This window comes from Corynebacterium sp. HMSC036D02 (genome assembly GCF_001836165.1).
Classification (GTDB): Bacteria; Actinomycetota; Actinomycetes; order Mycobacteriales; family Mycobacteriaceae; genus Corynebacterium.
In genome coordinates, this window is record NZ_KV827706.1 from 211,581 (window position 1) to 226,311 (window position 14,731).

At 60.1% G+C, this 14,731-nt stretch carries 12 protein-coding genes; 6 read left to right on the plus strand and 6 right to left on the minus strand.

Going from position 1 to position 14,731, the window contains the following annotated elements; translation table 11 throughout:
• Nucleotides 1-53 precede the first annotated feature (53 nt).
• From dxr to map, 5 genes are all read left to right on the plus strand, one after another.
• On the plus strand, nucleotides 54-1,220 hold the full coding sequence (dxr, locus tag HMPREF2743_RS11755) for a 1-deoxy-D-xylulose-5-phosphate reductoisomerase (protein WP_070527024.1): 1,167 nt from the start codon (nucleotides 54-56) through the stop codon (nucleotides 1,218-1,220).
• A gap of 15 nt (nucleotides 1,221-1,235) precedes the next feature.
• On the plus strand, nucleotides 1,236-2,444 hold the full coding sequence (locus HMPREF2743_RS11760) for a M50 family metallopeptidase (RefSeq protein WP_070744855.1): 1,209 nt from the start codon (nucleotides 1,236-1,238) through the stop codon (nucleotides 2,442-2,444).
• Nucleotides 2,445-2,508: 64 nt separating this feature from the next.
• Complete coding sequence (gene ispG / locus HMPREF2743_RS11765; RefSeq protein WP_070744853.1) at nucleotides 2,509-3,672, plus strand: flavodoxin-dependent (E)-4-hydroxy-3-methylbut-2-enyl-diphosphate synthase; 1,164 nt, start codon at nucleotides 2,509-2,511, stop codon at nucleotides 3,670-3,672.
• Nucleotides 3,673-3,729: 57 nt separating this feature from the next.
• Nucleotides 3,730-5,580 carry a penicillin-binding transpeptidase domain-containing protein gene (locus tag HMPREF2743_RS11770; protein WP_070744851.1) on the plus strand — a complete coding sequence of 617 codons (1,851 nt, stop codon included), beginning with the start codon at nucleotides 3,730-3,732 and terminating at the stop codon, nucleotides 5,578-5,580.
• 69 nt (nucleotides 5,581-5,649) lie between these two features.
• Nucleotides 5,650-6,519 (plus strand): type I methionyl aminopeptidase, encoded by an 870-nt coding sequence (gene map, locus HMPREF2743_RS11775; protein WP_070527034.1) that lies wholly within the window; start codon nucleotides 5,650-5,652, stop codon nucleotides 6,517-6,519.
• 257 nt (nucleotides 6,520-6,776) lie between these two features.
• On the opposite strand, the gene HMPREF2743_RS11780 is transcribed toward map, so the two are convergent.
• The 4 genes from HMPREF2743_RS11780 to HMPREF2743_RS11795 all read right to left on the minus strand — a co-directional run bounded on the left by HMPREF2743_RS11780 (nucleotide 6,777) and on the right by HMPREF2743_RS11795 (nucleotide 10,395).
• The gene (locus HMPREF2743_RS11780) at nucleotides 6,777-7,175 is read right to left on the minus strand and encodes a hypothetical protein (RefSeq protein WP_070527037.1); all 399 of its coding nucleotides are present in this window, start codon (nucleotides 7,173-7,175) and stop codon (nucleotides 6,777-6,779) included.
• A gap of 48 nt (nucleotides 7,176-7,223) precedes the next feature.
• Nucleotides 7,224-7,610, minus strand: coding sequence for a hypothetical protein (locus HMPREF2743_RS11785; protein WP_070818847.1), 387 nt, complete (start codon nucleotides 7,608-7,610; stop codon nucleotides 7,224-7,226).
• Nucleotides 7,611-7,951: 341 nt separating this feature from the next.
• On the minus strand, nucleotides 7,952-9,337 hold the full coding sequence (gene mtr, locus HMPREF2743_RS11790) for a mycothione reductase (RefSeq protein WP_070818848.1): 1,386 nt from the start codon (nucleotides 9,335-9,337) through the stop codon (nucleotides 7,952-7,954).
• 56 nt (nucleotides 9,338-9,393) lie between these two features.
• Complete coding sequence (locus HMPREF2743_RS11795; protein WP_210398342.1) at nucleotides 9,394-10,395, minus strand: alpha/beta hydrolase; 1,002 nt, start codon at nucleotides 10,393-10,395, stop codon at nucleotides 9,394-9,396.
• A gap of 300 nt (nucleotides 10,396-10,695) precedes the next feature.
• Here HMPREF2743_RS11795 and mqo point away from each other — a divergent pair, with 300 nt between their 5' ends.
• Entirely contained in the window at nucleotides 10,696-12,198 is a 1,503-nt protein-coding gene (mqo, locus tag HMPREF2743_RS11800) for a malate dehydrogenase (quinone) (protein WP_070527049.1), read from the plus strand.
• A gap of 301 nt (nucleotides 12,199-12,499) precedes the next feature.
• Here mqo and HMPREF2743_RS11805 read toward each other — a convergent pair whose 3' ends face one another.
• Nucleotides 12,500-13,888 (minus strand): protein adenylyltransferase SelO family protein, encoded by a 1,389-nt coding sequence (locus HMPREF2743_RS11805; protein ID WP_070527053.1) that lies wholly within the window; start codon nucleotides 13,886-13,888, stop codon nucleotides 12,500-12,502.
• A complete protein-coding gene (locus HMPREF2743_RS11810; protein ID WP_070818849.1) occupies nucleotides 13,881-14,696 on the minus strand; it encodes a PhzF family phenazine biosynthesis protein in 816 nt (271 codons plus the stop codon). The genes HMPREF2743_RS11805 and HMPREF2743_RS11810 overlap by 8 nt, the downstream gene beginning before the upstream one ends.
• Nucleotides 14,697-14,731: the final 35 nt, after the last annotated feature.

Here is a 14,731-nt window from a genome sequence, read left to right on the forward strand (position 1 = left end):
GTTAGCGCAGCGCTCGCGACTCTTGCTTGGGTTGACCGGCTAGGGTTGAGAGGGTGAGTACCCAACGCATTCTTATTCTCGGCTCTACTGGCTCGATTGGCACCCAGGCTCTGGACGTTATCGCGGATAACCCGGATAAGTTCACAGTCGTGGGTATCGCCGCCGGCGGTTCCAACCCGCAGCTCGTCATTGAGCAGGCACGTGCCCTCAACCTTTCGTTTGACCACGTGGCCGTCGCCAAGCCCGATGCGGCACGCACCGTTTCCGAGGCCCTCGGTGGCACCGTGCTCTCGGGCCCAGACTCCGCCGAGAAGCTGGTCAAGGCGGTGGACGCCGATAAGGTCCTCAACGCGCTTGTAGGCTCCATGGGCTTGGCCTCCACCATCGCCACCTTGGAGAAGGGCGAGCTGTTGGCGTTGGCAAACAAAGAATCCCTCGTCGCCGGCGGCTCCATCGTCACCCGCTTGGCGGGGGAGGGCCAGATCATCCCGGTGGATTCCGAGCATTCCGCCATGGCGCAGTGCCTGCGCGCAGGCAGCGGCGTGGAGCTCGAGCGCCTCGTTCTCACCGCCTCCGGTGGTCCTTTCCGCGGTTGGACTCGCGAGGAGATGTGGGATGTCACCCCGCAGCAGGCTGCGCAACACCCGACGTGGTCGATGGGGCAGATGAATACCCTGAATTCGGCGACTTTGGTGAATAAGGGCCTTGAGCTCATCGAGGCGACGCTGCTTTTCGACATCTCCCCGGACCTCATTGACGTCACCGTTCACCCCCAGTCCATTGTCCACTCTATGGCTACCTTCACCGATGGCTGCACGATTGCGCAGTGCTCGCCGCCATCGATGAAACTGCCGATCTCCCTGGCACTTGACTGGCCGCGCCGCGTGCCGGGTGCCCAGCCGGCCCTGGACTTTTCCACCGCACATGATTGGCGCTTCGAGCCGCTCGATGACGAAGCCTTCCCGGCCGTTCGCCTTGCCCGTGAGGCGGCCGCTGCCGGAGGCACCCACGCTGCCGTGTATAACGCTGCGAACGAGGAGGCAGCGGCTGCTTTCTTGGCGGGCCGTATTCATTTCCCGGAAATTGTTGACGTGGTTAGCCACGTCGTGGAGCAGGCCTCAGAGTTCGCTGGTGTACCCTCTAGCGTCGATGATGTCCTCACCGTGGAAGGTGAGGCCCGCCGTCGCGCTAATGCGTTGGTGGATTCGCTCGCTCGTTAGAAAGCCCCCTAAATTATGGCCAATGTGCTCGGTATAATCCTCTTCGCCGTGGGGATCGGCATCACTGTTGCCTTACACGAGGCGGGCCACATGTTTACCGCCCGTGCCTTTGGGATGCGAGTGCGGCGCTACTTCATCGGCTTTGGGCCGCGCGTCGCATCCTTTACACGTGGCCACACCGAATACGGCCTTGCAGCTTTTCCGGTGGGCGGCTTCTGCGATATCGCGGGCATGACGGCACAGGATGAGTTCCTTACGGAGGAGGAAGAGCCCTATGCCATGTACAAGAAGCCGGCGTGGCAGCGGATCATCGTTCTGGCCGGCGGTATTACGGTCAACCTGCTGTTGGGATTCATTATCCTGCTGATCATTGCTATGACCACGGGCTTGCCCAACCCAGACGCGGATGTTCGTCCACGTGTAGGGGAGGTCTCCTGTGCCGTGAACCAGAATGCTGAGGGCGAATTGGAACCCTGCCAGGGGCTGGGCCCAGCTGGCGAAGCGGGCGTGGAGCCGGGGGATATTGTTGTCGCGCTGAACGGCGAGACCATGGACTCCTTTGCGCAGCTTCGCGATACCGTCATGAACTACCCCGGTGACACCGTCACCCTTACCGTCGAACGCGATAGCGAGCCGCGTGATTTCGATATCACTCTTGCAACAGTGACCCGGCTCAACGCGGAGGGACAGCTGGTGAAGGTCGGCGCCATTGGCATGACCAACCAGATTATCGATATCAGGGAGACCTACTCCTTCGTCGATGCCTTCCCGGCCACCGCGCGTTACTCGGGATATGCCTTGAACGCTACTGTCCAGGGCATCGCCCAATTCCCGGCAAAGATTCCGGGTGTGGTGGCTTCTATCTTCGGGCAGGAACGTGATGTCAACGGGCCGATGTCCGTGGTGGGTGCCTCCCGCGTGGGCGGCGAGCTGGTGGAGCGCAGTCTGTGGTCCACCTTCTTTATGATGCTGGCCACCCTCAATTTCTTCCTCGCGTTGTTCAACCTCATCCCACTCCCGCCGTTCGATGGCGGCCATATCGCCGTCATCATTTATGAGAAGATCCGCGACGCCCTGCGTCGCCTCATGGGTAAGGAACCGAAGGGGCCCGCGGATTACACCAAGCTCATGCCGGTGACCTATGTGTTGGCTTTCGTTCTGATGGCGGTGGGTGCGCTCATCATGATTGCGGACGTGGTCAACCCAATTCGGCTGTTTGGCTAGTGCTCCAGCTGCCGTATGCGGTGCTAGAGTAGGGGCGTTAAAACCCAATTAGCAAGGAGCACACATGTCGACCCCTATCGGTCTTGGTATCCCCGACGGCCCACCTCCTACCTTGGCGCCGCGCCGCAAGACGCGTCAGCTCATGGTTGGCCAGGTGGGCGTGGGCTCTGACCACCCCATCTCCGTGCAGTCGATGACCACGACGAAGACGCATGACGTCAATGCCACCCTTCAGCAGATTGCACAGCTGACCGCGAGCGGCTGCGACATCGTTCGCGTGGCTTGCCCGAAGACGGTGGACGCGGAGGCTTTGCCGGCGATTGCGCAGAAGTCCCCGATCCCGGTGATCGCCGATATTCACTTCCAGCCCAAGTACATCTTCGCCGCCATCGATGCCGGCTGTGCCGCTGTCCGCGTTAACCCGGGCAACATCAAGGAATTTGATGGCCGCGTCAAGGAGGTCGCGAAGGCGGCTGGTGATGCCGGCATCCCGATTCGCATCGGCGTCAACGCCGGCTCCCTGGACAAGCGCATCATGGAGAAGTACGGCAAGGCCACCCCAGAGGCTCTCGTTGAGTCCGCACTGTGGGAGGCTAGCCTCTTCGAGGAGCACGGATACGGCGATATTGCTATTTCCGTCAAGCACAACGACCCGGTCGTCATGGTGGAGGCCTACCGCCAGCTCGCCGCTCAGTGCGACTACCCGCTGCACCTCGGCGTTACCGAGGCCGGCCCCGCATTCCAGGGCACCATCAAGTCTTCGGTCGCTTTCGGTGCCCTGCTTGCCGAAGGTATCGGTGACACCATCCGCGTGTCTTTGTCCGCGGACCCGGTCGAAGAGATCAAGGTTGGTGACCAGATTCTGCAGTCGCTTAACTTGCGCCCGCGCAAGCTGGAGATTGTCTCCTGCCCGTCCTGTGGTCGCGCGCAGGTGGACGTGTACAAGCTGGCCAACGAGGTCACCGAGGGCCTTGACGGTATGGAATTCCCGCTGCGCGTGGCCGTCATGGGCTGCGTGGTGAACGGTCCGGGCGAAGCCCGCGATGCTGACCTTGGCGTAGCTTCCGGTAACGGTAAGGGCCAGATCTTCGTCAAGGGTGAGGTCATCAAGACCGTTCCAGAATCCAAGATTGTGGAAACGCTCATCGAAGAGGCAATGCGTCTGGCAGAAGAGCAGGGCCTGGAAGCCGTCGAAGGCGCCAAGGCTGAGGTCCGCGTTACCAAGTAGCCCATCTGCGGTGTGGGGCGGCCGTCGGGCCGCCCTCGGCTGCTACGCTGCCCAACCATGAAGAAGTTCGTGGCGCTGCTCGGTGCGGCAAGCATCGCGGCGTCGTCTTTGGTGGGATGCACCCCCAAGCCGGTGTCCGCACGCCCAGTTGCCGAGCAATTCCTAGAAGACATGGAAACCCGCAACAATGAGGACCTAACACAGCTCGTTGATGACAGCACCACGGCCACGAACACCCTCGACGCAACCTTCGCGGGCCTGCAAGCAGAGGGTCTCGACGTTGAATTGACCGACGTTGAGCAAGAGGAAGCCAAGGCGACCGCGCACTATTCAGTGACGTGGACTCTGCCGCGCAACCGTTCCTTGCGCTATGACACGTCTATGGCCTTGACACGCAAGGATAAGGACTGGACCGTGCGCTGGCAGCCCAGCATCATCCACCCTGACCTCGGTGCGCACCAGCACCTTGAGCTGCGATCGATCGCACCGAAACGCGCTGGCGTGGTCTCCTCTGATGGCGTGGAGCTGATGTCTCCGGGTTTGCAATACCGGCTCGTCGTCGACACCGACGTGGTGGATGATCCCCGCCCCGTTGCCGCAAAAGTATCCGGCGCGCTGAGCCAGGCGCACCGGGAGGATGATTCCTTCCCCGAAATTGATTCTGGGGAGCTCGCCAAAAACCTCGAAGAGGTCGATGGTGCTTACTCGGTCACCATGCTCAATGAGTCTCAAGCAGCGCGGCTGCGCCCGGTACTGGAGAACCAGAAGGGGATTCGCTTCAACGAGGAATCCGCGCTTATCACGCGCGATACTGGTTTGGCCCCGGATATCCTCGCCCGCGTGCGGGCGATGGTCTCTGAGGAAGTCGACGGGACTAATGGCTGGTCTGTCTCGGTAGTCAACGAGCACGGCGCCGCGCTTTCCGACGTCGAGTATCACGAACCCGAGGCAGCCCCTTCCGTCAAAGTATCGCTGGACTATGACGTCCAGCGTGCTGCGCAAGAAGCGGTCAATCTGCGCCCCGAGTATGAAGCCATGATCGTGGCCATGCGCCCTTCGACGGGCGAGATTCTTGCCGTGGCCCAAACCCCGGAGGCAGATAAGAAGGGTGATATTGCCCTCCAAGGCCAGTTCCCTCCCGGTTCGGTGTTTAAGATCATTACGGCTTCGGCGGGCGTCGACAAGCAAGGCCTTTCGCCAGACTCCATCGTGCCGTGCCCCGGAACCATGGACCTGTATGGGCGAACCGTGACCAACTACAACGGCTTTTCCCTGGGCTCGGTGCCGCTGCGCCAAGCCTTCGCGCAATCCTGTAACACCACTTTCGCGCAGATTTCGACGGACCTTCCGAAGGGAGAGCTGCGCGACGTGGGCAAGCAATATGGCCTGGGCATCGACTATGAGGTACCGGGACTGTCGACGCTCACCGGCTCCGTCCCCGAGGGTGAGACTCCTCTGGAGCGCACGGAAGCTGGCTATGGTCAGGGCCTGGACCTTGTGTCTCCCTTTGGCATGGCGCTTGTCTCTTCGACAGTTGCGGCAGGCAAGACCCCGACGCCGACGCTCATTGAGTCACGCGAAACCAAGGTTTCGGAGGAGGTCCCCGCGCCTAGCGAGGAAACCTTGGCTCAAGTGCGTGACATGATGCGCCAGGTAGTGGCGAGCGGTACCGCCGCAGGAATGCAGGCCCAGGGGACTGTCTACGGCAAGACTGGTGAGGCGGAAATCAACGGCGGCTCGCACGCCTGGTTCACCGGATTCCGGGATGATGACATTGCTTTCGCAACGCTTGTCGTTCTGGGCGGTGGCTCGACGATTTCGGTCAACATCACTGATAATTTCTTGCAGCGTCTGGACGCCCTACGCGCGGAAGGCCACGGCGAGGTTCCTCCCGCACAAGAACAGTAAGGCGCGCTCGTTAGGGCGTCGTTGGTGCTCTTTGTCGGGTGCTGGGCAAGAGGGCTAACATGAGTAGTTATGACTAAGCGCGCGATGCTGAAACAAGAAAAAGATACCCCAATCCGCAAGGTACCGAAGGATATTGAGCGCCCCGAGTACGTGTGGAAGGACACGGTTCAGGAAGCTCAGGGCGAGCCATTCGTGCAGACCCCGGAGGTTATTGAAGCCATGCGTGAGGCCTCCCGGATTGCTGCCAACGCCCTTCAGGAGGCGGGAAAGGCTGTGGCGCCCGGTGTCACCACGGATGAGATTGACCGCGTTGCGCACGAGTACATGTGTGACCACGGCGCATACCCGTCGACGCTGGGATACCTGGGTTTTCCGAAATCCTGCTGCGTCTCCCTCAACGAGATTGTCTGCCACGGCATTCCGGATACCACGGTGATTGAGGACGGTGACATCGTCAATATTGACGTCACAGCGTTCAAGAATGGTGTCCACGGCGATACGAACGCTACATTCCTCGCGGGTAACGTCACCGAGGAACACAAGCTGCTGGTGGAGCGCACCAAGGAAGCGATGATGCGCGGCATTAAGGCAGCAAAGCCCGGCCGTGAGATTAACGTCATCGGACGCGTCATTGAGTCTTATGCTCACCGTTTTGGCTACAACGTGGTCACTGACTTCACGGGCCACGGCGTAGGCCCCACCTTCCACAACGGGCTGGTTGTGCTGCACTACGATTCCATGACCTACCGTGACATCCTCGAGCCTGGAATGACCTTGACCATCGAGCCGATGATTAACCTGGGCTCGCTGGACTATGAGATTTGGGATAACGGTTGGACCGTCCAGAACACCGATGGAAAGTTCACAGCCCAGTTCGAGCACACCATCGTCATCACCGATGATGGCAACGAGATCCTCACCTTGCCAGATGAGGCCTAGCGTTTAAGCGCCGACGTTTAAGCGCCGAGCGCTTAAACACTTCCAAAGAAGAAAACAACGCCCTCCGCTTCCCGTGTAGTCACGGTGAGGCGGAGGGCTTAGTTCTTCCGAAGGGGAGCGCGCGAAGCGAAAAACGTAGGCGGCACGAAGTCTCCCGCTGTCGCGATGGTGGCATGGCATGCAAAAGCGCCCATCCCCTTAAAGAGAAATGGGCGCTGATTAAGCGTGCTGAGTAAGTCAGCACGCCCGCAACTTAATTAGCGGCGGAAGATCGGGTCCAGCACGTGTGCCGGGATGATGCCGTTGTAAACAGCGTAGTTGTAGGCGCCAATGACAGCGCCGATAACGGAGGAGATGCCCAGGGCGATGGTGCCCTTCTTCCAGTAGGAAGCCCAGTCCGGAATTTTGTCGGAGGTCTCGGTGCCGAACATGTCCTCGCCGGTGACCTGGTTGTCAGGGGTAACGACAGGCTTGCCGTCCTCGCCCTCTTCCCATGCGCCCCACTTCTTGCCCAGCTGAGTCAGGGAGCTGGAGGAAGAGGAGAAGGAAGAGGTGCCCTCGTTGTTGTTGGTCTCTGCGGAGGCAACGGCGGTGCCGCCGAACGCTACGGTGACAGCGGTAGCAGCAGCAACGGCTGCGGTGCGGAAGTTACGCATTGTGAAAATTACCTTTCGGAAGTTTTGGTGAAGCCGTGTGGCTGTTGCTTAGAGGGACGGGCCGTGTACGAAGAAGTTGTATACGGGGCCGATGATGGTGCCGAGCAGAGCGCCGAGGCCAGCAAAAACGGTTACGCCGTAGAAGACCTTTGCCCATGCCGGCTGGCCGGAGAAGTCCTTGGAGGAGCCGAAGATAGCAACGCCGTTAGCTGCCTTGTCGCCCTCAAGCTTCTTGCCGAGGTCGGAAGACAGGGAGCCGCCGGTCTTGCCGTTGTCGTCCTTGCCGCCCTGAGCGGTCTTGGACGGGTTCTGATCCTCAACGGTAACGGAGTGATCGCGCTGCTGAACAGGGTCAGCAGCGGAAGCGACGGTGGTGCCGCCGAAGGCAACGGCGAGAGCGGTTACGCCGGCGATGGCTGCATTGCGGATACGCATATCAAAAGTCCTTAGTGTCGTACGTGCAAGGCCTCCGAGCTGGAAGGCCTTGTTTTACAAGGGATAGGGATTAGTTTGGTATCCCCAAAACACACTGAGCCGCTAGAGAGTATCGGCTCTTTCCAGTGTCCGTAACTAAAGTAGCCAACGACCAGACAAAATGCACGTCAGTTTGAGCCTTCTTTTAAGTCTCAACGTCTACCACCCCCGAAATGGGTGAAACTCTAAAAGGTTGCTGGGGGATGTTATCGGCGTAAAGCGTTATGTGTAGTGGAATTCAGAGTTTTGGCAGATTTGATCCGATGGAAATGTGAAAAACATCATAGTTTGAAATGTAACTTTCACTCCCGCCACTCTAGTCCCAAAACCGCGTTTTCGACTACTTCCGGCAGTGCCGGGTGGATCCAGTATTGAGAGCGGGCGAACTCGCGCATATCAAGGCTGTAGGCCATGGCAGTGATCAACTGCTGGATAAGAGTGGAGGCTTGTGGGCCCATTAGGTGGGCGCCGAGGAGCTTGCCGGTGGACCGATCGGCGACGAGCTTGCAGATGCCCGTTGTGTCTTCCATGGCCCAGCCATAGGCAACGTCGCCAAAGTTCTGCACCTTCACCGTGACGTCATAGCCCTCTTCGCGGGCTTGTGCCTCAGTAAGTCCTACCGTCGCAATTTGTGGGTGGGTGAAGACAGCCGCGGGGACGTGCTCATGCGGCATTGGCTGAAGATCGTCTGTGTGCAACAGGTTGTGCTGTACCGCCCGTTGCTCCGCATTGGCTACGTGCTTGAGCATGTAGGGGGAGGAGACATCGCCGAGAGCCCACACGCCCTCGCAGGTGGTGCGACCAAACTCGTCGACCTTGATGCGCCCGTCGTCGTGCATTTCAATGCCGCTGTTAGAAAGATCCATCTGATCGCCATTGGGTTGGCGGCCGGTGGCCACGAGGATGGCTTCTGCCTCCACGACATCACCGCTATCCAACGTAAGGCGAACACCGTCTTCGGTTTCTTCTAGTTCTGTGGCAGTGCCAATGCGGACGTCGAAACGCTCGCGTGCGATGTCGTTGAACCGGGAGCTTAGGTCCTCGTCGAGGAAACGGAGGAACTTCTCCGAACGGTTGACCACGGTCACTTCGGTACCCAGGCCGTCGAAAACGTGGGCAAATTCCATGGCGATGTAGCCGCCACCGACCACGATGAGGCTGCGCGGCTGCTTCTCAAGCCGCATGATGTCCTCGTTGGTGTGGACTGGCACGGAAGAGCTGGCATAAGGTTCGGGCAGTACAGGGCGTGAGCCGGTAGCAATAACAATGTTGTCACCGGTGATGATGTCATCGCCGGCCTGCAGGGTTTTCGGTCCGATGAACCGAGCGTGTTGATCAAAGACTGTAATATTGGGCGTTTCCTCGCCACGGCGGTACTCTTCGCCGCCGCGGGCGATCTGATCAATGCGGTTGTGGAACACGCGCTCGACAATGCCCTCCCAATCCACAGCATCCACGTGCGCGCTGAGCCCAAGACGGGTTGCCTCGCGCGCGGCGAGTGCAACGTCGGCGGCGTAGACGTACATCTTCGTCGGAATGCAGCCCACGTTGAGACAGGTTCCGCCGAAGGTTCCCTTTTCGATGATGGCGATGGATTTATCGTCGAACTCAGGAGAGGGGATTGAATTTCCCGACCCGGTGCCGATGATGACGAGGTCAAAGTGCTGTGCGGAAGTCATGCCGACCATTCTAGAGGCTGCCTAGCCGCAACTCCTGCAGGTTGAAAAGCGCGAGGTGAGCGAGTCTAAACCGTCTCAACTGGGACCACGGTGCGCAGCCATTCCGCGGTGGTGGAGAGGGCTTCCTGCAGCGGTTCGGGGCGGGAAAGAAAGAGATCGTGGCGCCCATTATTTACAATGTGGAGCGTATAGCGAGCGCTGAGCTCCTTGGCCCATCGCTGGCTTTGGCGTACGTCCACGACAACATCGGCGGTGTTAGTGGATTCGCTATAGGGCTGATTGAGCTCGGAACGCCCTGAAGTCATGGTCAGCAGCGGGAGTCCCATGTCGATGCGGCCGGAATGGATCGCGTCGAAGCCATGGAAGACCGCTGCTACCCAGCCCAAGTATTTCGGATGCCCGCCCAGTGGCTTGAAGCGACGGTCGAAATCCCAGTCACCCTGCTCTTTGGAATGGATAGATTCCCCGTAGGCAGTGAGATCGCCTCCGGGAATCGGGAACCTTGGGGCGATAGCAGCGCCGGCGTAGATTACGTTCTTGAGCAGCTCATAAGTTTTATCCGCCATTCCCATCATGGCCAACCAGGGGCTGTTGAAGACGACGCCGGAGATACGGTTGAAGCGGTCGCGGTCCTGGCGGCGGAGGCGATCCAGCCAGAGTGCGATGATGGTGCCGGCGGTGGAGTGGCCCATGATGACGACACGCTGGTTGGGGAGGGCGTCGAGAGCCGCGTTGAGGTCGGCGTCGTAATACTTCATATCGCTGATGTAATGCCAGGTTTGGCCGCTCCTTCGGGAGCGCCCGCACTTGCGCAAGTCGAGAGCATAAAAGGCATAGCCGAGCTCGTAGAAATAGCGCGCTACGTGTTCGTGGAAGAAGTAGTCCGTCATGCCATGGACCCACACCAAGGCGGGGCGGTCATCGTGGGCATCCGTGTCGGGACAGTAGCGCACGAGCGTCGCGCACACATCGCCCTCGCCATCAGGGTCGGCGCCGAGTTCAAGGGTGGTGGTTTGGAAATCGGGCCCGAGGAAATCTTCTGTCCATTCGAGTTCGTCATATGTCATGGAGCTCATAATAGGCCGTGCAGCCAGGTACGTCGGGCGGGGCGGAGCGCTAGCGGCAGATGTCCTGCACCACGAATGGGGTAATGGGCTCGGATTCGGGCATTTATTCTCCCAGGAATGCCTATTTTGCGGCGAGGGGCGTAAGGTGGAGTCAATGCTTGACGGACCTCTCGCAGGGGAGGTCTGTATGCCGGTTTGCTTCCTAGCATCGTCGAGCGCTTCTCACCGCGCCCTGTGCACCCACATGCGCCGGGCACTTGACCACAACGAATATATCGACTCAAAGAGGTAATAAGTACAGTGTCCTCCGATAAGAAGACAGCACAAGTAGTAGACGAGGTTGAGGTCGCACTCATTGGTGCAGGTATTATGAGCGCCACCCTCGGCGCCATGCTGCGTGAGCTCGAGCCTAGCTGGACCCAAATGGTCTTCGAGCGCCTAGATGGACCTGCCCTTGAGTCCTCTTCGCCGTGGAACAACGCCGGTACTGGCCACTCCGCGCTGTGCGAGCTGAACTACACCCCGGAGAAAAATGGCCGCATTGATATCTCCAAGGCTTTGAACATCAATGAGAAGTTTCAGGTTTCTCGCCAGTTCTGGTCCCACCAGCTCGACAACGGCATCCTGACGGACCCGAAGGCCTTCATCAACCCAGTCCCGCATGTGTCCTTTGCGCAGGGCTCCATCCAGGTGGATTACCTGAAGCGCCGTTTCGACGCGCTGAAGGATAACCACATGTTCCCGAACATGCAGTTCAGCGACGATGACGCCACCTTCCAGGAGAAGCTGCCCCTGATGTCCCAGGGTCGTGACTTCAACTCCCAGAAGGTTGCCATCTCTTGGACCGAGGCGGGCACCGACGTCAACTTTGGCGCCCTGGCTAAGCAGTTCTTCACTGCCGCTAAGGCTGCCGGTACCGAGATCCGTTATGGCCACGAGGTCGTTGATATCAAGCGTGAGGGATCCAAGTGGCGCGTGGTGGCAAAGAACCTCCACACCGGTGACTACCAGGCTGTCCACGCCAAGTTTGTCTTCGTAGGCGCCGGCGGTTACGCACTCGACCTGCTGCGTAAGGCTGGTGTCCGTGAGGTTTCTGGTTTCGCCGGTTTCCCGGTTTCGGGCCTGTGGCTGCGTTCCAAAAACCCGGAACTTGTCAAGCAGCACCACGCCAAGGTGTATGGCAAGGCTGCTGTGGGCGCTCCGCCGATGTCCGTGCCGCACCTGGATACCCGTGTCATCGACGGTGAAGAAGGCCTGTTGTTTGGCCCCTACGGTGGCTGGTCCCCGAAGTTCCTGAAGAAGGGCTCCTACCTGGACCTGTTTAAGTCCATCCGTCCGGACAACATCACCTCTTACCTGGGCGTGGCAGCACAGGAGTTTGGTCTGACCAAGTACCTGGTGACCGAGGTCCTCAAGGACTTCGACAAGCGCGTTGAAACCCTGAAGGAATATGTCCCGAGCGCTGACCCGGCTGATTGGGAGACTGTCATCGCCGGCCAGCGTGTCCAGGTGATTAAGCCGGCGGGTGCACCGCAGTTCGGCTCCTTGGAGTTCGGTACCACCCTCATCAATAACCCTGAGGGCAACATCGCCGGCCTGCTCGGCGCTTCCCCGGGTGCTTCCATCACCCCGGCCATCATGGTGGAGCTGCTGGAGCGCTGCTTCGGTGAGCACATGATCCAGTGGGGCGATAAGATTCAGGAAATGATTCCGTCCTACGGCACCAAGCTCTCCAAGGACAAGAAGCTCTACAACGAGATGTGGGAGTACACGCAGAAGACGCTGCAGCTTGAGTCCAAGTAGTTTCTCCTTTCGGCTCGTAGGTGCTTGCCTCGCAGGTTATTCTCAGTAATTGGCAGGAAGTGTTCAGTGCACCGGAACGCTTCACCAAGGACAACGCCCCATAATGATGTTGTGCGTTTGAGAGAGCGCATGCGAGAGAGATAGAGAGAACCCCAGCCGCGCGGGGCGGTCGGCCTGAGAAACCGACCGGGAGCGTGGCAGTGAAAGATAGAGACGCACCGCCGCCCCGAGACTCCGTTTCCTTTCCTACGGAGACCTCGGGGCGGTGGTGTGTTTCCTTCTGTTTCTGCGCTTTAGGCTCCTAGGTTCCGCAGAAGGTGAGATAGCCTTCCGTACCGCCGGGCTGCTCATACTCCGGCGCAGCATTAAAAGGATGCGTGGTGGCGTGCAGGAGACGGGCGAACTCTTCGGCATCGCCCAGAGCGCTTTCGACCAGCCGCGGCCGGGGAATCACGCGCGGTACGGTCTGGTCTAGGAGCTTGATGTCAGGGCCACTTGTGCAGTAGGCATCAACGAAACTCCTATCCTCGAACTTCTCATAGGCTGCCGCAGGTTCGCCTGCCACGGCGTTGACGAGGCTGCGGTTGGCCTGTGTCAGGTCCGGGGCGGCCTCTGCGAGGGCAGCGCTGTACTCCTGGAAAAGCTCGTCGGGCATCTGCAGGCGACGCTGTGCCTCTCGGCGGCGGGCCCTCTCATAACGTTCGCCAAAGGTATCGATAGCCTCTTGAGCCCAGGTGAGGGCGATGTCAGGGGAGTCGTCGAAAAGCGGCAGCAGTGACTCCGCCAACCGCGCAAGGTTCCATCCCAGCATGTCGGGCTGGCGCCCAAAACGGTAGCGGCCCTGCGTATCGATGGAGCTAAACCAGGTGTTGGGGTCATAGCTTTCCATGAACGCGCAGGGGCCGTAGTCAATGGTTTCGCCCGATAACGTGGTGTTATCGGTGTTCATCACGCCGTGAATAAAACCCAGCTGCATCCACCCGGCGACCGTCGCGGCTTGTGCCTCCATGACGTGCGTGAATAGCTCCTGGCAGTCGGCGCCGGGGTAGTGGCGTTCACTGGTGTAGGCGGCGAGCTGTTCGAGTAGCCCGGGCACCTGCGAGTGCGCGGCAAAGTGGAAGGATCCGACACGGATGTGGCTTGCGGCCACCCGCACGAGGACCCCTGCCTCTTCCACCATTTGGCGCTGGATGGGGCGCCCAGTGGCGAGGACCGCCAGCGAGCGCGTGGTGGGCACACCTAGGGCGTGTATCGACTCGGAAAAGAGATACTCACGCAACATTGAGCGCAGCGTGCCGCGTCCATCAGAGCCATAACGCGAGTAGGGAGTCAGCCCCGTGCCCTTGGCATGCAGATCCCACAGGCCCGAGGGGTTGTGAGAGGCGGTGGGGCCGGTGACTTCGCCCAAGAGCAGGGCGCGGCCGTCACCCATTGCCGGGTTATATTGTCCGAATTGAAAGCCCGCATAGGCCATCGCGTGGGGAGTGACTGCTCCGCGGCCGAGGAGGAACTCTATTCCGTCCTCACTGCGCAGCCAGTCTGGGTCGAGGCCGAGCTTAGCGGCTAGGTGCTCATTGAGCGCCACGATTCGTGGTGCTGGCTGTTCTTCCCCGCGGGTTGCCCTGACCATCTGTGGCAAGCGTTGGGCAAAGTCATTGTGCAGCTCAAAAGGCAGGGACTGCTCAGTCATCGCGGGACCCCAGGGTTCCGCGCACGCGAACGTGGACGTTGCCGCCTACCCAGAGCTCGTCCCCGTCATCGTCGATAAAGACGCGGCCATCGCGGCCTACCTGACTGCCCTGTGCCGCGGTATAGCGGGCAGGAACGGCGCCCTTGGCGCGGAGGAACTGGGCAGCGCCGCCGTTGAAGGAACCGGTGACGGGGTCCTCGAATTGCCCGGTGATGGCGCGAACCTCGTAGGCCGGTTCCACATCCCCGGTGAGGCCGACCACGCCGACTTTGACGCCGGGGGTGGGTGTGGGGCGAAGCTTCCGCACGGCTTCAGCAGACTCGAGCTGGACCAAGCGCCAGCCAGGCCCGTTGTCCACCCAGCCGGAGTCAACGATGTTCTCTTCGTCGATTCCGAGTACGGCGGCTGCTTCGGAGCGCTCAGCCTCACTGAGCTCCCCGTGGCGCAGCAAGGGCGGGGTAGCGAAGGCGAAACGGCCTTCGTCTTGGCGCACGGTGACTAACCCGACACCGCATTCCTGAATCAGGGTCCCGCTCTTTCCTAATAGCTCCGCCGCGACGCGCGCACTGCCCAGCGTGGGGTGACCTGCGAAGGGGAACTCTTCGTACGGGGTGAAGATTCGCACGCGGTAGTCCGCGCCTGGATCTGTAGGCGAGCACAGGAACGTCGTCTCAGAGAAATTGGTCCAGTGCGCGATACGCTGCATCTCTTCGGTGCTCAAGTCATCGGCATCCGCAACCACGGCGAGGGGATTACCGGTAAACGGCCCAGTGGCGAAGACATCTACTTCAAAGAATCGGTGCTGCATGGGGCCTAAGTCTAGTCGCACTGGCGGGCGGGGAG